Raw genomic sequence first — 24,165 nt, 5'->3', positions numbered from 1 at the left:
TCGCCCGTCGCCGCGGGCCTCGGGGCGCGGAGCCGCCCGCGGAGTCGCCCGCGGAGTCGGAGGGCGCGGATAGCCTGGACGGGTGAGCTCCTCTCCTGACCGGTCCGACGATCCGTACGCGGACGTGCCGTGGGACGTCGACGAGCTGACCCCTCCCGACGATCTCGACGCGCCGCCCCCGCCGGAGTACGACGGCTACGCTGGCGCGCTCGCTCGGGCGACGCGCTCGGCGCCGGTGTCGCTCCCGGCGGACGGGCCCGCACCCGCCGCCCCCGTCGCCTGGACCGCACCGCCCGCCCCTGGCGCGTCCCGCGCGCGGACCTCGCCCGATCGCACCGGCCAGGACCCGCTCACCGTCCTCAAGGAGGTGTTCGGCTACGACACGTTCCGCGGCGACCAGGCCGACGTCGTCGCGCAGGTCGTCGGCGGCGGCGACGCGATCGTCCTGATGCCGACCGGCGGCGGCAAGTCGATCACCTACCAGGTGCCCGCCCTCGTGCGCCCGGGCACGGGGCTCGTGATCTCGCCGCTGATCGCGCTCATGCACGACCAGGTCGACGCCCTCATCGCCAACGGGGTCAACGCCGCGTATCTCAACTCGACGCAGAGCGCCGCCGAGCGGGCGGGCGTCGAGCGGGCGTACCTGTCCGGCGAGCTCGACCTGCTCTACGTCGCCCCGGAGCGACTGAGTGCCCCGGCGACGACGGCGCTGCTGCAGCGAGGGCGGCTCAGCGTCATCGCGATCGACGAGGCGCACTGCGTCAGCCAGTGGGGGCACGACTTCCGCCCCGACTACCTCGCGCTGGGAGACCTGGCCGAGCGTTTCCCGGGCGTGCCGCGGATGGCCCTCACCGCCACGGCGACACGCGCCACCCACGCCGAGATCACCGAGCGGCTGCACCTGGACGACGCGAGGCATTTCGTCGCCAGCTTCGACCGGCCCAACATCCAGTACCGGATCGAGGCGAAGACCGATCCGCGCCGGCAGCTGCTGCAGTTCATCCGCAGCGTCGACGCGGTGTCCGGGCCCGTGGGAGTGCGCGAGCCGTCCGCCGGGATCGTCTACGCCCTCAGCCGCAAGTCGGTCGAGCAGACGGCGGAGTACCTGCGCGGGCAGGGCGTGGACGCACTGCCGTACCACGCGGGGCTGGATGCCTCGGTGCGCGCCCGCCATCAGGAGCGGTTCCTCCGGGAGGAGGGTGTCGTGATGGTCGCCACGATCGCCTTCGGGATGGGCATCGACAAGCCGGACGTGCGCTTCGTGGCGCACATCGACCTGCCGAAGTCCGTCGAGGGCTACTACCAGGAGACGGGTCGCGCGGGCCGCGACGGGGAGCCGGCCGTCGCGTGGATGGCCTACGGACTCGGCGACGTCGTGCAGCAGCGGCGCCTGATCGACCAGTCGCCGGGCGAGCGCGCCTACAAGCAGCGGCTCGGCCAGCACCTCGACGCGATGCTGGCGCTGTGCGAGACGGTGACCTGCCGACGGCAGAACCTGCTCGCCTATTTCGGGCAGACATCCGAGCCCTGCGGAAACTGCGACACGTGCCTGCAGCCGGCGGACACGTGGGACGGACTCGTCCCCGCCCAGAAGCTCCTGTCGACGATCGTCCGGCTGAAGCGCGAACGCAACCAGGCGTTCGGCGCGGGCCACCTGATCGACATCCTGCGCGGGGCGTCCACGGAGCGCATGCGCCAGCAGGGCCACGACGCGATCGCGACGTACGGGCTCGGCGCCGACCTCAGCGACCAGGACTGGCGCAGCGTCGTCCGTCAGCTCCTCGCCCGCGGGATCATCGCCGCGCACGGCGAGTACGGGGTGCTCGTCGTCGGCGACGACGGCCCGGCCGTCCTTCGCGGGGAGGTCGCCGTCCCGCTGCGACGAGACGTCCTGGGTCGTTCCGGCGGAGGCGCCCGCGTCCGCAAGGCGGCGGCGACCGATGCGGTCGCCGAGGGAGATCGCGACCTGTTCGAGGCGTTGCGCGCGTGGCGCTCGGCGACGGCGAAGGAGCAGGGCGTGCCCGCCTACATCGTCTTCGGGGATGCGACGCTGCGGGCCCTGGCGGACGAGCGGCCGCGCTCGATCGACGCACTGGGCGGCATCACCGGCATCGGCGCCAAGAAGCGCGAGGCGTACGGCGAGTCCGTGCTCGCCGTCATCGCCGCCGCGGAGTGAGCCCGGCGCCGCGCCCCGTCGCCGCGCCCAGCTGTCACGATCCGTCGCCGAACTCCGTCGCGCGGGGGAGGTCCGCGCGAGAGCGCGACCGTACGCTGGCGGTGAGTGCCCCCCACCTGGATGGAGATCGGATGTCCACGCCCTCCCGCCCCGCTGCCGACCGCTTCCGAGGCGTGCTGCTCTGGATCGGCGCCGTCGCCGCGGTGGCCGTCGTGCTGCTCGCGATCCTGTTCACCCATGGGGTGACGGCCTCGCGGCCGGGTGAGATCGTCGCCGCCTCCGTCGGGTTCGCGGGCGTCGTGATCGGCTGCGCGACCGCCGCCGTCGCCGCCCGGAGATCGCGCCGCGCCGCCTGAGCGCAGAAGACTGGTGAGACGGAGTCTCACGTGAGCTGAGTGTGGGTGTCACACAGCGGCCTGCGGGAGGCGCGCGGCGCGCTTTGTGGACACCACGCAAGGGGTTTGCAGCCGAGTTGTCGCGCTCCTACCGTCGGGAGAGATTCCCTCCGCTCCTCCGTCGATGGAGAAAGGTGCCCCGATGGCCGACGCCGCCGTTCGACAGAACGTCCATCCCCGCAAGCCCGCCACGAACAAGCGAACCCCGGCCGGCGGTGCACCTACCGCCGCGCACTCCGCCGCGGAGGCCCAGGAGCCGCGCATCGACGTCGCGGCCGTCACCGACCTGCTGCTGGGGACGTGGGGCGAGACGCGGCGCGAGGCGCGGGAGATGATCAAGGATCCGGCGTTCTGGCGCATCGAGGGGCAGCCGATGCCCGAGCACCGCGAGCGGGTCCTCGGACAGCTGCGTCTCCTCGTCGCCAACGACGGCTCGCGCCGCGCGTTCCCGAAGGAGTACGGCGGTCTCGAGGACAACGGAGCCAACCTCGCCGGCTTCATGGAGCTCGTCCTGGCCGATCCCAGCCTGCAGATCAAGTCGGGGGTCCAGTGGGGTCTCTTCGGATCCGCGATCTATCAGCTGGGCACGAAGAGGCACCACGACGCGTGGCTCCGTGACGTGATCGAGCTCGAGCTGCCGGGCGCCTTCGCGATGACCGAGACCGGTCATGGCTCGGACGTCGCGTCCATCGGCACGACGGCCACCTATGCCCCCGAGACCGAGGAGTTCGTTATCCACACTCCGTTCCGCGGGGCGTGGAAGGACTACCTCGGCAACGCCGCGCTGCACGGCAAGGCCGCGACCGTCTTCGCGCAGCTCATCACGAACGGCGTGAACTACGGCGTGCACTGCTTCTTCGTGCCGATCCGCGACGACGACGGCGCCTTCCTGCCCGGCGTCGGCGGGGAGGACGACGGCGTGAAGGGCGGGCTCAACGGCATCGACAACGGCCGGCTGCACTTCGACCACGTGCGCGTCCCGCGCGTCAACCTCCTGAACCGCTACGGCGACGTGGCGGCCGACGGCGCGTACACCTCCGACATCGCGAGCCCCGGGCGCCGCTTCTTCACGATGCTCGGCGCGCTCGTCCAGGGTCGGGTCTCGCTCGACGGGGCGGCGACGACGGGCACGGCGCTGGCCCTCTACATCGCGCTGACCTACGCGAACCAGCGTCGTCAGTTCGACTCGGGCGCGGGCAGCGAGGAGGTCGTGCTGCTCGACTACGGCCGGCACCAGCGGCGCCTCCTGCCCCGACTCGCCCAGAACTACGCCCAGTTCTTCGCCAACGACGAGCTGCTGCGGACCTTCGATGGGGTCTTCTCGGGTGCGAAGGACACGCCCGCGGAGCGCGAGAACCTCGAGACGCTGGCCGCCGCGCTCAAGCCCCTGTCCACTTGGAACGCCCTGGACACGATCCAGGAGGCGCGCGAGGCGTGCGGCGGGTCCGGATTCCTCGCCGAGAACCGCCTCGTCGGGCTGCACCACGACCTCGACGTCTACGTGACGTTCGAGGGCGACAACAACATCCTCCTGCAGCTGGTCGGCAAGCGCCTGCTGGCCGACTACGCGAAACAGTTCAAAGACGCGGATGCCGCGAAGCTGGCATCCTTCGCGGCGCGGCAGACCGCGGGCAAGGTCTTCCACGGCGCGGGTCTGCGGCGGTTCGGCCAGTCGGTCGCCGATCTCGGGTCCACGGCCCGATCGGTCGAGCTCGGCCTGCGCGCCGAGCAGCAGCACGAGCTGCTCGCCGGGCGGGTGGAGCAGATGATCGCCGACATCGCGGCCCGGCTGCGACCGGCGGCCAAGGCGTCGCCGGCCGAGGCGGCGGCGATCTTCAACGCGAGCCAGTCGGAGCTCATCGAGGCGGCTCGCGCCCACGGCGAGCTGCTGCAGTGGGAGGCGTTCAGCGACGGGATCGCGGGCATCGAGGACGACGGCACCGTGCAGGTGCTCACGTGGCTGCGCGATCTCTTCGGCCTGCACCTCGTCGAGAAGCACCTCGCCTGGTATCTCGTGAACGGACGGCTGTCGACCCAGCGTGCGGCCGCGGTCTCGAAGTACATCGACAGGCTGTGTCTGCGGCTGCGTCCGCACGCGCAGGACCTCGTCGACGCATACGGTTTCGCCCCCGAGCACGTGCGCGCTCCGATCGCGTCCGGTGCCGAGCGCGACCGCCAGGACGAGGCGCGCGCGTACTACGACGCGCTCGCCGCGTCCGGGGAGGCACCCGTGTCGGAGAAGTCGCTCCCCAAGCGCTGACCGCGACCCGGGCCGCCCTCCGGTGCGGCGGGGACGATCTCGTAGGTGAACGACCCCGTGTAGCGGAACACCTCGCCGAGCCCGGTGACGCTCACGCGGGCATCGACGTGCTGCCGGCCGTCGATGATGCGTTCATCGACGGTGACACCGGCCCACGGCGGAAGGACCAGCGCCAGGGGCCCGACCCTCCCGCGCAGGCGGCGTGAGCTCAGGCGCATGCCGCCGTCGATCACCTCGACGGCGAGCGTGACCTCGAGCCCGCCGCGGCGCCCGAGTCGATCGACGATCGCGCCCGGGATGGGCGTCATGCGGTCCTCCATGCTGCGCGGTCGCCCGCGGAAGCCGAAGACGCGCGTCGCCGCGAGCGTACCGTCCGACCGCGGTTCGTTCCGGACGAGGAGCGGAACGTCCCGACCGGACTCGGGGAACAGGACGTGTCGCCACGCCAGGACGCGCAGGACCGGTCCCAGGAGGCGCGAGGTCGGACCGGCGAAGTCGTAGCTTCCGCGACCGATGCCCACCGATCCGCTCGGAATCGGGCCGGCGTAGGTCTGCAGGATCGGATGGAGTGCCGAGAAGAGCTCCGGGCTCAGGGCGCGCTGATAGACCGATCGACTCCGCATCGTGCTCATGCCTCTCACGGTACCTCAAACTGAACATGTTCAGTTATGGTGAGGATGATCCAACGGACGAATCGGAGGGGTGCAGCATGCAACGGCGGACGAAGGCGGTGGTCACGGGCGCGAGCGGGTTCATCGGCACCGCGCTGGCGGACGCGTTCCGCGAGGACGGCCACGAGGTCGTGACGATCGGGCGCCGGGCATCCGTCACCTGGGACGACCCGGCGCGACTCGCGGACGCGGTCGACGGCGCGGACGTCCTGGTGAACCTGGCCGGGAGATCCGTGAACTGCCGCTACACCGACGCGAACCGAGCGGAGATCCTCCGCTCGCGGGTGGAGACCACCCGTCGCCTCCATGTGGCGATCGCCGCCGCCGCACGCCCGCCCCGCGTGTGGATGAACGCCTCGACGGCCACGATCTACCGCCACGCGATGGACCGACCGCACACCGAGCGCACGGGGGAGCTCGGCACGGGCTTCTCGGTCGACGTCGCGCGCACCTGGGAGGAGGTCTTCTTCGCGGGGGAGCTGCCCGGAACCAGGCGCGTCGCGCTCCGGATGGCGATCGTGCTCGGCGACGGTCCCGCCACGCACCTGCTCGCGATGCTCGCGCGGACCGGGCTCGGCGGCCCGCACGTCGACGGCTGGTGGCTTCAGCACCGTCGATACCGCGGCGTCGGGCCCCGTCCCACCGGCGACGGGCGGGCGCCGCACCACCGCACCGGCGGACGGCAGCACTTCAGCTGGATCCACCTCGACGACGTCGTGGGTGCGGTCCGCTTCCTCCGCGACCGGGACGACATCGCGGGGGTCGTCAACCTCGCGAGCCCTGAGCCGAGCGACGATGCGACGCTCATGTCGACTCTGCGACGCGTCGTCGGAGTTCCGTTCGGTCTCCCGATCCGCCGGTGGATGCTCGAGCCGGCGATGTGGGTGGTACGCACCGAGCCCGAGCTCGTCCTCAAGAGCCGCTGGGTCCTCCCCGGTGTCCTGGCCGAGGAGGGGTACGTGTTCCGGCGGCCCGTCCTGGAGGATGCCCTGCGCCGGGCTGTCGGAGGCCGCGGCTAGCCTGGCGGGATGGACGACCTGCGCACCGGACCCGACGGCCTCGAGCGCTGCGGATGGGTGGGCGACAGCGACGAGTACCGCCGATACCACGACGAGGAGTGGGGGCGCCCCCTGCGCGGAGACCGCGCCCTGTTCGAGAAGGTGAGCCTCGAGGGGTTCCAAGCGGGGCTGTCCTGGATCACGATCCTGCGGAAGCGCCCCGCGTTCCGCGCGGGATTCGCCGGCTTCGATCCGCGTGCGGTCGCCGCGTTCGACGAGGCGGATGTCGAGCGGCTGATGGCGGATGCGGGGATCGTGCGCAACCGCGCGAAGATCCTCGCCACGATCGGCAACGCCCGGCTCGTCACGGGGATGGCGCCGGGTGAGTTCGAGGCGCTGATGTGGTCGTTCGCCCCGCCGCCCCGATCCGAGGCGGAGCGCCCCCGCACCTTCGCCGATGTGCCGGCGCTGACCCCGGCGTCCGATGCCCTCTCGACGGCGCTGCGCGCGGCCGGCTTCCGCTTCGTCGGATCGACGACGATGTACGCGCTCATGCAGTCGGCGGGCATGGTCGACGACCATCTCGTCGGCTGCCACCGTGCGGTGTCCGACTCCTGAGGCCGTCAGGGAGTGAGGACGAGCCGCGCGCGGGTCGTGCGTGAGCGTTCCCACGCCTCCGCGACGTCGGCGAGGGGCACGGCGTGCGCATCGATCGCGTACCCGCCCGTCATCACCTCCGCCGCGAGGCCGGGCAGGTCGGCGAGGATGTCGCGGGGTGGGACGGATCCCTGCCCGCTTCCGACGATGCGCAGGTTGCACGCGCGCAGCGCCGCCGACGGGATCGGCGACTCGGGCCCGGTGACCGAGCCGATCTGGATCCACGTCAGCGGCTGCGCGTCGTCCTCACGAGCGGGCACGACGGCGCGGAGGGTCGCCGCGGCCCAGGGGCCCCACAGGTAGTCCAGCACCACGTCGACGTCGCGACCGACCGCGGCGAGGTCCCTGCGCACCTCCTCGGGATCGCGGCCGAGGTCGACCACCGCGTCGGCGCCGAGGTCGCCCAGCTCCGCGAGCCGCCCCGGGTAGCGCCCGGCGGCGGCGATGTGACCGGCGCCGAGGCGGCGGGCGACCTGCACGGCCATACGCCCGGCATTGCCCGTCGCCCCCATGATCAGCACGCGCGAGCCGGGCGTCAGATCCACCCGGTGGAGCAGGGCGATCCACGACGACATGGCGGGGTTCATGGCCGCCGCCACGACGACCGGATCCACGTCCCCCGGCAGGGCGACGCTGCGGCGCGGGTCTATGACGATCTGCTCGGCCATGGCGCCGCTCTCGACGACGAAGTATCGGAGGGTGCCCTCGGCGTCGCGGGCGACACCGTCGACGCCGGGGATGAGCGGCAGGTCGCCGGTCGTCGAATAGTGGGATCCGTCTGCTTGCGAGCGCACCCGCGGGTGCAGCGCGGACGCCAGGACGGTGACGAGCTCCTGATCTCCCGAGGCGATGGGCGAGGGCACCTCCGCGAGGTGCGGCGGGGTGTCGAACGAGGTGACGAGTGCAGCGCGCATATCGGCTCCTTAACTAAGTTAAGTCACATGCTCCCTTAACGTCGTTAAGCTGTCAAGCATGGCGAAGGGAATCACCCGCGAACTCATCGTCGAGGCCGCCCTCGGCGCGCTCGACGACGGCGGGATCGATGCCGTGACCCTGCGCGCCGTCGCGACCCGGCTCGATGTGCGAGCCCCCGCGCTGTACTGGCACGTCCGCGACAAGCAGCAGCTCCTCGACGAGATGGGCACGGAGATCCAGCGGCGCGTGCAGCGCGCCGTGTCCCAGATCCCGGCGGGCACGCCGTGGCCGGACGCGCTGGAGTGCTACGCGCGGGTGCTGCGCCGAGAGTATCTCGCCCACCGCGACGGCGCGCGCACGTTCAGCGGCACGCGTCTCACCGACCCCGAGCTCCTGCGCGGCCAGGAGCCGCGGCTCGCGGACTGGGTCGCCCAGGGCGTCGGGCTCGTCGACGCGATGGACGCGGCGGAGCTGGTCACCGCGTACGTCGTCGGCTTCGTCATCGAGGAGCAGGAGCGCGCGCAGTCCGCGGCCTCCGATCCCGATCGCTACTCCCTCGACGTGCGCGACGCCGCCGTCGGGCCGGACTCCCCGCTCGTCGCCGCCTCCGGCCATGTGCGCGCCGATGCGGATGCCCGCTTCGCGCGGCAGCTCGCCGTGCTCGTGGCGGGCATCGTCGCCCGGGTCGGCGCGCCGGCCCGTCCGGCGGCGGAACGACCCCCGCGCGCGCCGTCGGCCGGCGCGGCAGACTGAGCGCATGGCACGCGATGAGGACCGGGCGCACGTCGCCGACGCGCACGACATGATCCGCGTCGTCGGCGCACGCGAGAACAATCTCCGCGGCGTGGACGTGGAGATCCCGAAGCGCCGTCTCACGGTGTTCACGGGCGTCAGCGGATCGGGCAAGTCGAGCCTCGTGTTCGCGACGATCGCGAACGAGTCGCAGCGGCTGATCAACGAGACCTATCCCACGTTCGTCCAGCAGTTCATGGGCCAGCTGAGCCGCCCCGACGTCGACGCTCTGGAGAACATCAGCCCGGCGATCGTCGTCGATCAGGAGCGGATGGGCGCCAACGCCCGTTCGACGGTGGGCACCGCGACCGACGTGCACGCGATGCTGCGGCTGCTGTTCAGTCGCGTCGGCGTGCCGCACGTCGGATCGCCGCAGGCCTTCTCCTTCAACGTGCCGTCCGTGTCCGGCGCCGGTGCCGTGACCATCGCCGCCGGCACGGACCGCGCCCGGAAGGAGCGGCGGTCCTTCGAGATCACGGGCGGCATGTGCCCCGAATGCGAGGGACTCGGACAGGTGAGCGACATCGACGTCGACGAGCTGCTCGACCGTTCGCTGTCCCTCGCGCACGGCGCGATCACCGTCCCCGGCTACACGCCCGACGGCTGGATGGTGAAGGGCTACAGCGAGTCCGGCTTCTTCGACCCCGACAAGCCCATCCGCGACTTCACGGAGACCGAGCTGCACGACCTCCTCTACAAAGAGCAGACGAAGGTCAGGATCGCCGGGATCAACATGACGTACCAGGGGCTGATCCCGAAGGTCACCGCGTCCATGCTGCAGAAGGATCGGGATGCCCTCCAGCCGCACGTCCGCGCCTTCGTCGACCGCGCCGTGAAGTTCATGCCCTGCGCGGCATGCGGCGGAACTCGCCTCAACGACGGGGCGCGGTCCTCGAAGATCGGCGGAGTGAGCATCGCCGACGCCGCCGCGATGCAGATCACCGATCTCGCGGAGTGGGTGGACTCGCTCGACCTCCCCGAGGTCGCGCCGCTGGTCGCGGGACTGCGCCAGACCCTCGCGTCCTTCGTCCGGATCGGTCTCGGCTACCTCTCGCTCGATCGTGCCAGCGGCACGCTGTCGGGCGGCGAGGCCCAGCGCACACGGATGATCCGTCATCTCGGCTCGCCGCTCACCGACATGACCTACGTCTTCGACGAGCCCACCACCGGACTGCATCCCCACGACGTGCAGCGCATGAACGAACTGCTCCTGCAGCTGCGCGACAAGGGGAACACGGTGCTCGTGGTCGAGCACAAGCCGGAGGTGATCGAGATCGCCGACCACGTCGTCGATCTGGGGCCGGGAGCGGGGCGCGCCGGCGGCGGCATCACCTACGAGGGCGACGTCGCCGGGCTGCGCGCGTCGGACACCGTCACGGGACGCCAGCTCGACCATCGCGCCCGGCTCAAGGAGGCGACGCGCGCGGCGACGGGCGCGCTCGAGATCCGCGGTGCGAGCCTGCACAACCTGAGGGAGGTCGACGTCGACGTCCCGCTCGGCATCCTCACGGTGGTCACCGGCGTCGCCGGATCGGGCAAGTCCTCCCTCATCCAGGGCAGCCTCCCGGGTCTCGCCGAGGTGGTCTTCGTGGATCAGAGCCCGATCAAGGGGTCGCGCCGGTCGAGCCCCGCGACCTACACGGGAGTGCTCGACGCGATCCGCGCCGCCTTCGCGAAGGCCAACGGCGTGAAGGCCGCCCTGTTCAGCGCGAACTCGGAGGGCGCGTGCCCCGCCTGTCGCGGGCTCGGAGTCATCATCACGAACCTGGGGTTCACGCAGAGCGTCGAGACCCGGTGCGAGCTGTGCGAGGGATCGGGCTTCAGTGACACGGTGCTGGGCTACACGCTCGAGGGTCGGAACGTCGCCGACGTGCTCGCCATGTCGGCCGAGGAGGCCGCGGGTTTCCTTTCGTCGGGTCCGGCCCACGTCACGCTGCGACGGATGGTGGACGTCGGCCTCGGCTACCTGACGCTCGGCCAGGCGTTGAGCTCGCTGTCCGGGGGTGAGCGTCAGCGGCTGAAGCTCGCCATCGCGATGGCGAAGAAGAGCGCCGTGTACGTCCTCGACGAGCCCACGTCGGGACTGCATCTCGCCGATGTCGAGGGCATGCTGGCCCTCCTCGACCGGCTCGTGGACGCCGGCAACTCCGTCATCGTGATCGAGCACCACCAGGCGGTCATGGCCCACGCCGACTGGATCATCGACGTCGGTCCCGGGGCGGGCCGGGACGGCGGCACGATCGTCTTCGAGGGCACCCCGGCCGACCTCGTCGCCGCCGGCTCCACCCTCACCGCGCAGCATCTCGCCCGCTACGTCGCGGGCTGACCGTTCGCGTCTCGCCGTCGCCCTCGGGGTCGGCGCACGGCACCGAGGTGACGTAGGCTGTCCGGGTCCGCACGATGTGTGCGCCTGATTCAGCACCAGGTCCCGACGCCCACGCGATCGAAGATGAGCCCGGAGGGGAGCCGAGCCGCCGATGAGGTCCTTTGCGTGGCTGCGCGCGCGCCCGAAGACGCTCGTCTCGGCGGGCATCGTCACCGTCGCCGCGGTCGCGGTCGGCTTCTTCGCCGTCGTCTACGAGGGCAAGCCCACCACCGAGGTCGACCTCCACGACGGCGGCGTCTGGGTGACCAAGCAGTCGAGCCTGCTCGTCGGGCATTTCAACCATGAGTCGCGGGTGCTCGACGGCGGGATGCGCGCCGCCTCGTCGGAGTACGACATCCTCCAGAGCGGCTCGCGGGTGATGATCGTCGACCCGGCCGACTCCTCCATCTCCGCGATCGATCCGGCACGGGTCGTGCTCGCCGACTCCGCCCAGCTCGCACCGGGATCCGCCGTCGCAATGGGGGCCGGGACCGTCGCCGTGCTCGAGCCGTCCGGCACCCTCTGGGCGAGCCCGTTCGGCGCGGTCAGCGGCATCGGGGCGCAGGGCTCGGAGCCGGTCGCCGACGAGGGCAAGAACTCGCACGTGGCCGTCGGCGTCGACGGCACGGTCTACACCGTCTCGGCGGAGGAGGCGGTCCTGCGCTCCTACGGGCCCGGCGACGAGGGCACGACGGTCGAGAAGTCCTCGCGCACGCTCGAGGGCGTGGGCGAGGCCGACGACCTGTCGCTCACCGTCGTCGGCTCGACCGCGTTCGTCCTGGACGAGACCACGCGCACCCTCCACGGCGGCGACGGGTCGCGTGTCGAGGTCCCGGCCGACGCCGTCCTGCAGCAGGCGTCCGGCACGGCGGACGCCGTCACCCTGGCGACGCCGACCGATCTCGTACGCATCCCGATCGGCGGTGGGGACCCGGTCACGGTCCCCTCCGGAGGCGCCGAGGGCACCCCCGCCGCGCCGGTCTTCGTCGCCGGATGCGCGTACGGCGCCTGGTCCGGCTCGGGTCGCTTCGTGCGCGACTGCCCCGGCGAGGGCGACGACCTCGTGGAGCAGGTGCCCGGCGTCGAGCCCACGAGCGACCTGCGCTTCCGTACCAACCGCGACGTCGTCGTCCTCAACGACGTGTTCGGCGGCGCGGCGTGGATGGCCTCCGACTCGCTCCAGCGGGTGGACAACTGGCAGGACATCACGCCCCCGGAGGGCGACGGCGAAGAAGAGGAGGAGACCACCGAGGAGACGGTGCAGACGACCCTCCCCGAGCGCACCGACCAGAACACCCCGCCGATCGCGCAGGACGACGAGTACGGCATCCGTCCGGGCCGCACGACGGTGCTCCCGGTCCTCGACAACGACACGGATGCCGACGGGGACGTGCTCGTCGCATCGGTGTCGCAGCCGCCCTCGTTCGGCAGGATCGAGCCGATCCACAACGGCGCCGCGCTGCAGATCACGACGCCCGCCGACGCGCGGGGGTCCACGACCTTCCGCTACGACGTCGAGGACGGCCGCGGCGGGGAGGCGTCGGCTTCCGTCACGCTGACGGTGCACGACTTCGACGTCAACTCCCCGCCGGTGCAGAAGCGGACGACCCCGATCACGGTGGAGTCCGGCGGGACGGCTTCGTACAACGTGCTGCCGGACTGGATCGATCCGGACGGCGACGACATCTTCCTGCTGGACGTCCAGCCGGACGGCGGGGACGAGGCCGACTTCACCTCGGACGGCCAGATCACCTACCGTGCGATCGGCGGGGTGCAGGGGCGCAAGGATGTGCCGATCATCGTCTCGGACGGCACCGACCCCGGCGCGGGCATCGCGCGCTACGACATCCGGCCCCTCGGCACGACGGTGCCGATCACGAACGCCGACCACGTCGTGACGCGGGTGGGTCGTGCCGTCACCGTCGCTCCGCTCACGAACGACACGAGCTCGGGCAGCGAGCAGCTGCGCCTCACCCGCGTGGACGTGGAGGACGAGGGCGCCACCGTGGTGCCCGACTTCGCCGACAAGACGTTCTCGTTCACGGCGAACGCCCCGCGCACCTATTACGTCCAGTACCTCGCCTCGGCGGGGCCGAACTCGGTGCCCGGACTCGTCCGCGTCGACGTCCTGCCCGACGGCGGCGAGGACCTGCCGCCCATCGCGGTGCGCGACGTGGCGCTCCTGCCCAGCGGCGGCGACGTCCTCGTGAACGTCCTCGCCAACGACACGGATCCGGCCGGAGGCATCCTCGTCGTCCAGTCCGTCACCGTGGACCCGGGCAGCGGCGTGGCCGCCGCCGTCCTCGGGCACGAGACGATCCGCATCAGCGACCTCGCCTCGATCGACTCGCAGGTCCGGGTGGGCTACACCGTCTCCAACGGCTCGCAGTCGGCGAACGGAGAGATCGTCGTCATCCCCGTGCCGGCTCCGTCGAAGCTGCGTCCGCCGGTCGCGAACGACGACCAGGCCGTTGTCCGCGTCGGAGACACCGTCACGATCCCGGTGCTGGAGAACGACTACCACCCGAACGGCGACACGATCCATGTCGCGCCCGACCTCGTCGAGCCGCTCATCGACCCGGCCGACGGCGAGGCGTTCGTGTCGGAGGACACGGTGCGCTTCCGCGCCGGCAGCGAGCCGAAGACCGTCTACGCCACCTACGAGGCGGTCGACCCGAGCGGTCAGCGCGACGCCGGCTACCTCACGATCCAGGTGCTGCCGCGCAACGACGAGGCGAACTCGGCACCGCGCCCGCGCGACCTCACGGCCCGCACGCTCAGCGGCTCGCAGGTCGAGATCCCCGTGCCCCTGGACGGCATCGACGAGGACGGCGACTCGGTCGAGCTCGTCGGCATCGCCGATGCGCCCAAGAAGGGCCGCATCGTCGAGACGGGGGCGAACATGTTCGTCTACCAGGCGTTCGAGGATGCGGTCGGCGTCGACTCCTTCACCTACCGGGTGCGCGACCGGCTCGGCAAGGAGGGCACCGCTCCCATCCAGATCGGCATCGCCGCCGCGGCCTCCACCAACCAGGCACCCTACGCCGTGCGCGACTCGGTCGTCGTCCGGCCGGGTCGCGAGGTCGCCGTCCCCGTGCTGGAGAACGACTCGGACCCCGACGGCGACGAGTTCGGGTTCGCCCCCGACGACGCCGTCGTCGTGCCCTCGGACGTCCCAGGCCTGCGCGCGCGCCCGAGCGGCAAGTACCTGCTCATCACGGCGCCCGACACCCCGATGAACACCTCCGTGCAGTACTCGATCACGGATGCCCGCGGCCTGCGCGCGACGACGAACGTGCAGATCACCGTGGACGAGAACGTCCCGCTGCAGCCGCCGATCGCCCGCGACGACCGCGTGCGCGCCGAGGACGTGCAGGACGACGGCACGGCGCGCATCGACGTGCGCGAGAACGACGACGACCCGGACGGCACCAAGAGCGCCCTCGCCGTGACGCTCGGCGCGGGCGGCGAGGCCGCCCGGGTGCTCGGCAGCGGCGAGGTCGAGGTCACGGTCGGCGAGGCGCCGCAGCTGATCACCTACACCGTCACGGACGCCGACGCCCAGACCGCGTCCGCGTTCCTGCGCGTGCCCGCGCTCGCCGAGCTGCCGCCGAGCCTCGTCTCCACGACCCCGATCGAGGTGAAGAGCGGCGAGTCGGTCGACGTGCCGCTGAAGACCTACGTGCGCGCGGCGGGGGGCAGGGACGTCATCATCACCGAGGCGGCGAAGGTCTCGGCGGCGCACGCGAGCGGCGCGAGCCTCATCAAGGACGAGCGCACCCTCGTCTACGCCTCCGCCGACCGCTACTTCGGGGCGGACGCGCTCACCTTCGAGGTGACCGACGGCACCGGACCCGACGACCCCGCCGGTCGCAAGGCGACGCTCACGATCCCGATCACGGTCCTGCCGCCGGACAACCAGCCGCCGTCGATGGTCGGCGCCACGCTCGAGGTCGCTCCCGGCGAGGATGCCGCAACCCTCGACCTCGCGGCGCTCGCCACCGACCCCGACCCCGAGGATCAGGGCAACCTCACGTTCCGCCTGCGGGGCGGGGCGCCGCAGGGGATGTCCGCGAGCGTCGAGGGCTCGGTGCTGAAGGTGTCCGCGCCGGCGTCGACCGCGAAGGGCACGCGGGCATCGCTCACGGTGCTGGCGGACGACGGGGCCACGACCCCCGCCGAGGCGACGATCTCGGTCACGGTGACCGCCTCCAGGCGCCAGCTCGCGAGCGCGAACGACGACGTGGTGGCGCAGTCGAACCAGGGCGCCACGGAGACGGTCGCGGTCCTCGCGAACGACGTGAACCCCTTCCCCGAGACCCCGCTCACGATCCAGAGCGCCGTGCTGGAGAGCGGGCAGGCGACGGTGACCGTCGTGGGCGACCGGGTGGAGGTCACGAGCGCGAAGACGTTCGTCGGGGTCGTCGTGGCCCGGTACCGCGTGATGGATGCCACGGGAGATCCCGATCGCGCGGTCGAGGGCCGGATCCGCGTCACCGTCCAGGGGCGTCCGGACGCACCCGGCAAGCCGACCGTGTCGAGCGTGCAGAGCCGCACCGTGGTGCTCGCCTGGACGCCGCCCACCGACAACGGAGCGCCGATCACGGGCTACACCGTGACCTCGACGTCGGGCGGCTACTACACGAAGCAGTGCGCCTCGACGACCTGCACCCTGGACGGCCTCACCAACAACGTCGAGTACAACTTCGCCGTCACCGCGACCAACCGTGTCGGGGTCTCGGACGCGTCGCTGCCCTCCGAGACGGCACGGCCCGACGTGCGGCCGGACACCCCGGCCCCGCCGACCTTGACCTTCGGCGACCGCAGCCTGCGGGTCGAATGGACGGCGCCGCACACCGAGGGCTCGCCCGTCGAGACCTACACGCTGGAGATCTCGCCCGCGCCGCCGTCGGGCGTCGCGCAGAAGACCGGCATCGGGAGCACGAGCGTCGTCTGGGACGGCCTGGAGAACGGAGCCTCGTACCGGGTGCGCGTGCGCGCGCACAACCGCGCCCCCGAGCCGAGCGGGTTCAGCCCGTGGTCGGCGCCGATGGTGCCGGCCGCTCCGCCGGACGCCCCCGGCACCCCCGCGACGTCGCTGCTCGAGCCGGTGGGGTCCCAGGCCCAGATCCAGGTGCGCTGGGACGCACCCGGATCCGACAACGGCGACCGGGTCGGCGGCTACGAGCTGCGGGTGAAGCAGGGCTCGAGCGTCGTGCGCACGATCCCCGTCCCGGCGGGCCAGACCACTCAGGCCGTCCCGGTCGACACCTCGACCAGCGACTACACGTTCGACGTCCGCGCCGAGAACAAGGCGGGCTGGGGCGAGTACAGCGCCTCGTCCGCGCCGCGGCGCGGCGTCACGGCTCCCGGTGCCCCGACGGAGGTCGCCGCGACCGAAGGGAACAGCACCGTCGGCGTCACGTGGAAGCCGGGCGCCGCCAACGGTGCGAACGCGAACGAGATCCGCTACGAGTACTCCGTCGAGGGTCGCGACTTCCGAAGCGACTGGGTCGCCGGAGGCTCGGGAGGATCGGGCACCATCGGCAACGGACAGGTCGACAACAACGGCACGTACACGATCCGCGTCCGCGCCGTCTCCACCGTGGACGGCTCGCAGTTCAACAGCGACCCGTCGAACACGTCGAACCCCGTCGCACCCTTCGGCCAGATCGGCAGTCCGGTCGCGTCGGCGTCGGCCTCGGGGACGACGATCTCCTACTCGTGGTCCTCGCCCGGCCCCAACGGCCGCCCGGTGTCGACGGAGGTCCTCGTCGACGGAGTCCTCATCAGCCGCGACGCGAACGGGTCGTGGTCCAGCGGCTACGGCTACAGCGAGACCCACACGATCGAGGTCCGTGCGAACGCCGAAGGCAGCAGCCAGACGACGGCGTCCAGCTCGGCGCGCACGATGGACAAGCCGCCGCCGCGGATCTGGGTCACGCGAGGCGACTACACGCCCGAGGGCTGCAACAACGGCTGCTATCTGTTCGTCGTCAACTGGGACAACGCCGACCTCGGCGACATGACCGTCCGCTGCATGCGGTCGGAGATGAACCGATCCGGCGAGATCCAGTTCGGCAGCGCCTACTCGGTGAACCTGACCGGTGCGGGATCGAAGCAGCTCGGCTGCTGGCTGGGCGCCGACGGCTACGACGTCTGGGTCGACGTCGTGGGCTGGGGCGGCTCGGTCGACACCGAGAAACGCGACTGGCCGAGACGATGACGACGCCGAACACCCCTTCCGCATGTCCCCCACAGCAAGGAACGAACGCATGAGCATGACCCCGGAACAGGCGGTGTGGTTCCGCGACACCTTCACCCGCCTCGTCGACAACGTCGACCTCGCCCTCCTCGGCAAGCGCGAGGTCGTCGGACTCGTCCTGTCCGCGATGCTGGCCGAGGGGCACGTGCTCCTCGAGGACGCGCCCGGCACGGGCAAGACGAGCCTCGCCAAGGCGCTCGCCGCCTCGGTGCAGGGCACGTCGACGCGCATCCAGTTCACGCCCGACCTCCTGCCCTCCGACGTCACGGGCGTCACGATCTACGACCAGCAGAACCACCGCTTCGAGTTCCACCGCGGACCGGTCTTCGCCTCGATCGTGCTCGCCGACGAGATCAACCGCGCCTCCCCGAAGACGCAGTCGGCCCTCCTGGAGGTCATGGAGGAGTCGCGCGTCACGATCGACGGCACCCCGCACGAGGTCGGGCGCCCGTTCCTCGTGATCGCGACGCAGAACCCGATCGAGCAGTCGGGCACCTACAAGCTGCCCGAGGCGCAGCTCGACCGCTTCATGCTGAAGATCTCGATCGGCTACCCGACGCTCGCGGTGACCGAACGCATCCTCGTCGGCGCGGTGGACCGCAACCCGTCCTCGGGGCTCTCGCCCGTCATCACGACGAACGCCGTCGCCGACATGGCCGATCTGGCCGCCTCCGTCCACGTCGACGGCGCCGTCGCCCGCTACACCGCCCAGCTGGTCGAGGCGACGCGCGCCTCGGAGTCGACGCGGCTGGGCGTGTCCGTGCGCGGCGCGATCTCGATGATCCGCGTGGCCAAGGTGTACGCCGCCGCGCAGGGACGTCACTACGTGATCCCCGACGACGTGAAGACGCTCGCGGTGCCGGTGTGGGCGCACCGACTGGTGCTCGATCCCGAGGCCGAGTTCTCCGGGACCACCGCCGAGGCCGTCGTCCAGGCCGCTCTCGCCGGGGTGGAGGCGCCGCTGGCGCGCGCCGCGGGCTGATGACGACGACACCGGAGACCCTCCCCCCGTCGCGCCGCGCGCGTCGGGCCGGCGGCGTGCCCGCCGCGGGGTCGCCGCAGACGCCGCCGCCGGTGCCGTCCGACCCGGTGGATGCGCCGGAGGCCGTCGAGACCGGCCTCGTCTCTCCCCGGGCCGCGACCCGCGCCGAGCTGTGGCGCGAACGGGGGGACGCCGCCGCCCGGGCGGCGGGGCGGATCTCCCGGCAGGTCGTCGACGTCGTCCGGCCGCTCGGCTGGGTCGTCCTCGGCGGCGCCGCGGTGCTGTGGTGGCTCGCGCTCGCCTTCGGATGGAAGGAGATGATGGTCGCGGCCGTGGTCGTCACCGCCGTCGCGGCGCTCAGCATCCTCTTCCTGTTCGGCCGCACCGCGTACGACATCGAGCTCGACCTGACGCGCACCCGCGTCGTGGTCGGCGAGCGTGCGGTGGGCGGGCTCGCGCTGGCCAACCGCACCGCCCGGACGATCCTCCCCTCCGAGGTGATCCTTCCCGTCGGTCACGGCCGCGGGGTGTTCCAGGTGCCGCGCCTCGCCCCCGGTGCCACGCACGACGAGGTCTTCGCCATCCCCACGACAGCGCGCGGCGTGCTCGAGGTCGGTCCGGTGAGCGTGCGCCGCGGTGATCCGATCGGGCTCTTCGAGCGCACGAACGACCGTCGCCGGGCCGTCGACCTGTACGTGCATCCGCGCACCACGTCGCTCGAGGGCCTCTCACTCGGCCACCTGCGCGACCTGGAGGGTCTGCCCTCTCAGCACCTCGCCCGCGACGACGTCTCCTTCCACGCGCTGCGCTAGTATCAGCCCGGCGACGATCTGCGCCACGTCCACTGGCGCTCCACCGCGCGCGCGGGGGCGGTCATGGTGCGCCAGTACGAGGAGACCCGCCGCTCCCACTTCGTCGTGGGGCTGTCCACCCACCCGGACGAGTACCGGGTGCCGGAGGAGTTCGAGCTGGCCATCTCGGTCGCCGGATCGGTCGGACTGCGCGCGCTGCGCGATTCGCGCGTCCTCGACGTCCGCACCCAGAACGGTCCGGTCCGCTCCCTCAGCCCGCGACGCTTCCTCGACGAGCTCTCGATGCTCGAGCACTCCCGCCCGCGGCAGGGCGGCATCGTCGCCCTGTCCGGCGGCATCGCCGCGCACGCCCCGCAGGCGGCGGTCGTCGTCCTGGTGTCGGGGTCGAAGGCGGACGCTTCGGATCTCCGGCTCGCGTGCTCGCGGTTGCCCGTCGGCGTGCGTGCCCTCGTCGTGATCGCGGATGCGCGTGCCACCGCGCCGGCCCTGCGGCGCATCGCCGACGCCGACGTGATCACCCTCGGTGAACTGGACCAGCTGCCGCGCGCCGTGCGGAAGGTGCTCGCCTGATGAGAGACGTCCTCGCGCTCCCCGACGGCACGCCCGCGCGCATCGTCGGGCTCGATCTCGGCGCGGCCGCGCTGCTGCTCTCCGTCGCCGTCATCGGCTTCGCCACGACCTTCGACGGACCGGCGTACCTCGTCGCGGGCTTCGGCGGCGTGGTGCTGGGTCTCGCGCTCGGCTGGGTGGGCGCGCGCCTGCGCTGGGGGATCCTGCCGCTCGCCGGGGCGACGGCGGGGGCCTACGTGCTCTTCGGCGGCGCTCTCGCACTGCCGCACACCGCGCTGCTCGGGGTGATCCCGACCCTCGAGACCCTTCGCGAGCTGGCGGTGGGTGTCGTCACCTCGTGGAAGCAGCTGCTGACGACGGTGCCGCCGGTCGCCGCGAGCGACGGCCACCTCCTCGTGCCGTTCATCCTGACCCTCGTCGGGGCGGTGCTGACCTCGTCCCTCGCCCTGCGGGCGCGTCGCCCCGCGTGGGCCGTCCTTCCGGCGCTGGCTGTGCTCGTGGCGAGCATCCTGCTGGGCGTCGCGCAGCCCGCCGCTCCGCTCGTGGAGGGCGTCCTCTTCGCTGCGGTGTCCGCCGTCTGGCTCTCGCTGCGCCAGGCGTGGGACGGCGACCGGGCCGCGGTGCGGGTCGAGTCGGCCGGGTCGTCCGACGCGGCGTCCGTGCGCAGCTCCCGCCTGCGACGGCTGGTGGGGGCGGGCGCGGTCCTCGCCCTCGCCGCCGGAGCGGGCGTCGCCACAGCCGCGTTCGCCTCGCCGCCCGTGCCGCGCTACATCCTGCGCGACTTCGTGATCCCGCCGTTCGACATCACGCGCTACCCGAGCCCGCTCCAGTCCTTCCGCGGGTACGTCCGCGACGACGCCGACACGACGCTGTTCACCGTGTCCGGCCTTCCGGAGTATGCGCGCGTCCGGCTCGCGACGATGGACGCGTACAACGGCGTCGTCTACAACGTGGCCGACGACGGCGCGGGCTCGTCGAGCGCGTTCACGCCGGTCCGGTCGAACATGTCGCCCCAGGCGAAGGGATCGGCCGCGACCGTGCGGTTCGAGATCCGCGACCTCACCGGCGTCTGGCTGCCCGACGTGGGGGCGCCGCGAGACATCCGCTTCGACGGGGCGCGGGCGGCGGAGCTGGCGCGGTCGGCGCAGTTCAACGACGCGACCGGCACCGCGGTCGTGCCGGCGGGACTGGCACCCGGCGACGCGTACACGATCGACACCGTCGTCGCGGAGGTGCCGAGCGACGCCGCGCTGGCCGACGTGCCTTTCGCGGCGCTGAAGATGCCCAAGCAGACCGGCATCCCGCAGAAGGTCGCCGACCTCGCCTCGGCGGCCACGGCCGATGCGGAGACGCCCATCGAGCGCGCCCGGGCGTTGGAGAGCAGGCTGCACACCGACGGATTCTTCAGCCACGGCCTCGCCGACGAGGTGATCTCGCTCTCCGGGCACGGCGCGAATCGCATCACCTCGCTGTTCGGCGGCGACCAGATGATCGGCGACGACGAGCAGTACGCCGTGGCGATGGCGCTCATGGCGACGCAGATCGGGATGCCCGCGCGCGTCGTCATGGGATGGCATCCGAACGACGACGATCCGCCGGGCGAGACGACGTTCACGGCGACCGGTGACAACCTGCACGCGTGGGTGGAGATCGCCTTCGCAGGGCACGGCTGGGTCCCCTTCGATCCGACGCCGGACGAGGACAACAAGCCCAACGACCAGACGACGAAGCCGCAGGCCAACCCCAAGCCGCAGGTGCTCCAGCCGCCGCCTCCCGCGCAGGAGCCGGCCGATCTGCCCCCCGCCATCGCGGAGGATCGTGAGCAGGAGGACGAGGAGCCCCCGGGGATCGACTGGCTCGGTCCGGTGCTGCTGTACGGCGGCGTCGGCGTGGGGATCCTCGCGCTGCTGGCCGCACCCTTCGTCGTGATGGGGATCATCAAGGGCACCCGTCGGGCCCGTCGCCGGGGAGCGGCGCGGACCGCGGACCGCATCTCGGGCGGGTGGGACGAGCTCGTGGATTCGGCCGTCGACCTGCGCGCACCGGTCGTGACGGGGGCGACCCGCTCGGAGAGCGCCGCCGTCGTGGGGGCGACCTTCGCCGAGCCGCGGGTCGCCGACCTCGCCGCCCGCGCCGACCTCGACGTGTACGGCCCGGGAGAGCCCGGCCCCGAGGACGTCGACGCGTTCTGGCGCGAGGTGGACGATATCGTCGGGGGCATGAGGGGATCGACGACCCGGTGGCAACGCCTGCGGGCGCGGCTGAGCCTTCGTTCCCTGCGCCGGGGCCGGACGACGACGACCGAGGGCGACGGCGGACGGTCCTCGCTCACCGGTCGCATCCGGGCCGTCCTCCGCCGCGCGACGGGGACGGGCGCGTGAACACGTCCGCCGTCGGAGCCGTCGGGGGAGCGGTGTCACCCCGCCGCCCGGCCCGGCTCGGCCGCCGCGTGGCCGCGTACCTCATCGACGCGGCCGTCGCGGCGGTCGTCCTCCTGATCGCGTCGGGCGTCTTCGGGGGAATCGCGGTGGTCAGCGCCGGACGCGTCCCGCTCCCGGTGGCGGGCGCCGCGGCGCTGGTCGTCCTCCTCGCCTGGCTCCTGGTCTACACGCTGATGCAGAGTGGCGCCGGCTCCGTCGGGATGCGGATCCTCGGGCTGCGGCTGGCGCGCGCGGACGGCGGCCGTCTCGGCTTCGGCGCGGTGCTCGCGCGCAACGTCGTGTGGGGTCTCGGCGGCCTCATCGTGGTCGGCCCGTTCTCCCCCCTGTTCGACGCCTCGCCGTGGCACCGCGGCTGGCACGACCGCGCGAGCGGCACGGTGATGACGGATGCCGCGGGGCGCGGGCCCCTCGTGGACGACGACGCGTCCGAGGCCGCGCCGGAGGACGCGCCCGTCCCGTTCCCCGCGACGGGCGCACCCGTCGTCCCGTTCCCCGCGACGGACTCGACGCCGACGGTGGCGACCACAGCTCCCGCCGAGGGCGTGATCTCCGTCGTCCCGGGGATCACCCGGTCCGCCCCCGCCGGAGGGGCGGCGCCGCCCGCGGGTGACGTGACACCCGGCATCCCGGTCGTCGACGCGCCGTCGCCACGGCCCCCCGTCGTCGCCGCGATCGTCGACGACCCGATCGATCAGACCCGGCTGTCGACCGGCGAACGTCCCCGCGCGCGCCTGGTCTGGGACGACGGCACGCGCCAGGCGGTGTTCGGACGCACCGTGTTCGGGCGGAACCCCGCCGCCGAGACCGGGGCGACGGTCTCGCCCGTGCGCGACGAGACCCTTTCGCTCTCCAAGACGCACTTCGAGCTGATCCCGGACGAGGACGGTCGCGCGCTGTGGGTCATCGACCGCCATTCGACCAACGGCGTGCTCATCCGGCGGGGCGGCGAGGCCGTCGCGGCCGAGCCCGGCGCCCGCACGCGCGTGCAGCGGGGGGACGTGCTCGAGTTCGGCGACCGTCGCGTGACGATCCAGGTGGCGCCATGACCGACGCTCCCATCGTCGTGCGCGCGGGGGCCGCGAGCCACACCGGACTGCGCCGTCGCGTCAACGAGGACGCCTATCTCTGCGCCGCTCCGCTGTTCCTCGTCGCCGACGGCATGGGCGGCCACGACGCGGGCGACCGCGCGAGCGCCGCCGTGATCGCGGAGTTCGGGCCGCTCACGGGCAGGGCCAGTCTCGCACTGGACGACGTGCGCGCCGCCCTGCAGCGTGCCCGTCGGCGCGTGGCCGCGATCGCGAGCGGGGGGCGCGCCGCCGGCACCACCCTCACCGGCGTCGTCGTCGCCGACGTCGGGGGAGCGGGCTACTGGCTGGCGGTGAACGTGGGCGACTCGCGCACCTACCGGTTCGCGAACGGCCTCCTCGAGCAGGTGAGCGTCGACCACTCGGTCGTGCAGGAGCTCATCGACGCCGGCGTGCTGTCGGGGGCGGATGCCAGCGTCGACAGTCGCCGCAACGAGATCACGCGGGCGATCGGCGCGGGAAGCGACGGTCAGGCCGACTACTGGATGGTCCCCGCCGAACCCGGCGACCGCATCCTGGTCTGCTCCGACGGCCTCTCGGGCGAGCTCGACGCCCGACGGCTGTGCGACATCCTCCGGGACGAGCGCGATCCGCAGGCGGCGGCGACGCGCCTCGTCCACGAGGCGTTGCTGCACGGCGGTCGCGACAACATCACGGCCATCGTGGTGGACGCGCTCGCCGTGATCGGTGCCGAAGACCTGTACGACACCGCCCCCGCCGGCGGCCGCCGCTCCGATGCGGACGGCGACACCCGGCCCCGCGGTGCGAACTGAGCTGGGAG

Annotated in this window: 15 protein-coding genes and 1 pseudogene; 14 read left to right on the top strand and 2 right to left on the bottom strand. The window is 72.4% G+C overall.

All coding sequences use genetic code 11. The features are described from left to right. Nucleotides 1–82: 82 nt before the first annotated feature. From recQ to WFI00_RS10995, 3 genes are all read left to right on the top strand, one after another. Entirely contained in the window at nt 83–2,176 is a 2,094-nt protein-coding gene (gene recQ / locus WFI00_RS11005; protein WP_336632377.1) for a DNA helicase RecQ, read from the top strand. 131 nt (nt 2,177–2,307) lie between these two features. Next, entirely contained in the window at nt 2,308–2,532 is a 225-nt protein-coding gene (locus WFI00_RS11000) for a hypothetical protein (protein ID WP_336632378.1), read from the top strand. Between the two features lie 181 nt (nt 2,533–2,713). Then, on the top strand, nt 2,714–4,831 hold the full coding sequence (locus WFI00_RS10995; protein ID WP_336632379.1) for an acyl-CoA dehydrogenase family protein: 2,118 nt from the start codon (nt 2,714–2,716) through the stop codon (nt 4,829–4,831). On the opposite strand, the gene WFI00_RS10990 is transcribed toward WFI00_RS10995, so the two are convergent. Beyond that, the gene (locus WFI00_RS10990) at nt 4,768–5,463 is read right to left on the bottom strand and encodes a DUF4166 domain-containing protein (RefSeq protein ID WP_336632380.1); all 696 of its coding nucleotides are present in this window, start codon (nt 5,461–5,463) and stop codon (nt 4,768–4,770) included. The genes WFI00_RS10995 and WFI00_RS10990 overlap by 64 nt on opposite strands. A 77-nt stretch (nt 5,464–5,540) precedes the next feature. On the opposite strand from WFI00_RS10990, the gene WFI00_RS10985 reads away from it, so the two are divergent. Further along, nucleotides 5,541–6,521 (top strand): epimerase, encoded by a 981-nt coding sequence (locus tag WFI00_RS10985; RefSeq protein WP_336632381.1) that lies wholly within the window; start codon nt 5,541–5,543, stop codon nt 6,519–6,521. A 9-nt stretch (nt 6,522–6,530) separates the two neighbouring features. Then, nucleotides 6,531–7,118, top strand: coding sequence for a DNA-3-methyladenine glycosylase I (locus WFI00_RS10980; RefSeq protein WP_336632382.1), 588 nt, complete (start codon nt 6,531–6,533; stop codon nt 7,116–7,118). Between the two features lie 5 nt (nt 7,119–7,123). Here the strand turns inward: WFI00_RS10980 and WFI00_RS10975 are convergent, their stop codons facing one another. Continuing rightward, nucleotides 7,124–8,071, bottom strand: coding sequence for a quinone oxidoreductase family protein (locus WFI00_RS10975; protein WP_336632383.1), 948 nt, complete (start codon nt 8,069–8,071; stop codon nt 7,124–7,126). Nucleotides 8,072–8,129: 58 nt separating this feature from the next. Here WFI00_RS10975 and WFI00_RS10970 point away from each other — a divergent pair, with 58 nt between their 5' ends. The 9 genes and pseudogenes from WFI00_RS10970 to WFI00_RS10930 all read left to right on the top strand — a co-directional run bounded on the left by WFI00_RS10970 (nt 8,130) and on the right by WFI00_RS10930 (nt 24,157). Beyond that, nucleotides 8,130–8,825, top strand: coding sequence for a TetR/AcrR family transcriptional regulator C-terminal domain-containing protein (locus WFI00_RS10970; protein WP_336632384.1), 696 nt, complete (start codon nt 8,130–8,132; stop codon nt 8,823–8,825). 4 nt (nt 8,826–8,829) lie between these two features. After that, the gene (locus tag WFI00_RS10965; protein WP_336632385.1) at nt 8,830–11,190 is read left to right on the top strand and encodes an excinuclease ABC subunit UvrA; all 2,361 of its coding nucleotides are present in this window, start codon (nt 8,830–8,832) and stop codon (nt 11,188–11,190) included. 151 nt (nt 11,191–11,341) lie between these two features. Continuing rightward, complete coding sequence (locus tag WFI00_RS10960; RefSeq protein ID WP_336632386.1) at nt 11,342–17,455, top strand: Ig-like domain-containing protein; 6,114 nt, start codon at nt 11,342–11,344, stop codon at nt 17,453–17,455. Between the two features lie 49 nt (nt 17,456–17,504). Next, nucleotides 17,505–18,476 carry an AAA family ATPase gene (locus WFI00_RS10955; protein WP_336632387.1) on the top strand — a complete coding sequence of 324 codons (972 nt, stop codon included), beginning with the start codon at nt 17,505–17,507 and terminating at the stop codon, nt 18,474–18,476. Beyond that, entirely contained in the window at nt 18,476–19,288 is an 813-nt protein-coding gene (locus WFI00_RS10950; protein ID WP_336632388.1) for a hypothetical protein, read from the top strand. The genes WFI00_RS10955 and WFI00_RS10950 overlap by 1 nt, the downstream gene beginning before the upstream one ends. A 12-nt stretch (nt 19,289–19,300) precedes the next feature. Continuing rightward, nucleotides 19,301–19,858: pseudogene (locus tag WFI00_RS10945) on the top strand (DUF58 domain-containing protein); the annotation flags it as partial. Beyond that, the gene (locus tag WFI00_RS10940) at nt 19,858–22,239 is read left to right on the top strand and encodes a transglutaminase-like domain-containing protein (RefSeq protein ID WP_336632389.1); all 2,382 of its coding nucleotides are present in this window, start codon (nt 19,858–19,860) and stop codon (nt 22,237–22,239) included. The pseudogene WFI00_RS10945 and the gene WFI00_RS10940, both read left to right, overlap by 1 nt. Then, nucleotides 22,236–23,345 (top strand): RDD family protein, encoded by a 1,110-nt coding sequence (locus tag WFI00_RS10935; protein ID WP_336632390.1) that lies wholly within the window; start codon nt 22,236–22,238, stop codon nt 23,343–23,345. Before WFI00_RS10940 ends, WFI00_RS10935 begins: the two co-directional genes overlap by 4 nt. After that, on the top strand, nt 23,342–24,157 hold the full coding sequence (locus tag WFI00_RS10930; protein WP_336632391.1) for a PP2C family protein-serine/threonine phosphatase: 816 nt from the start codon (nt 23,342–23,344) through the stop codon (nt 24,155–24,157). Before WFI00_RS10935 ends, WFI00_RS10930 begins: the two co-directional genes overlap by 4 nt. Nucleotides 24,158–24,165 lie beyond the last annotated feature (8 nt).

The sequence above is a fragment of the Microbacterium sp. MMO-56 genome, from assembly GCF_037146215.1.
Taxonomy (GTDB): domain Bacteria; phylum Actinomycetota; class Actinomycetes; order Actinomycetales; family Microbacteriaceae; genus Microbacterium.
This window is presented reverse-complemented; position numbering and strand designations above follow the sequence as displayed.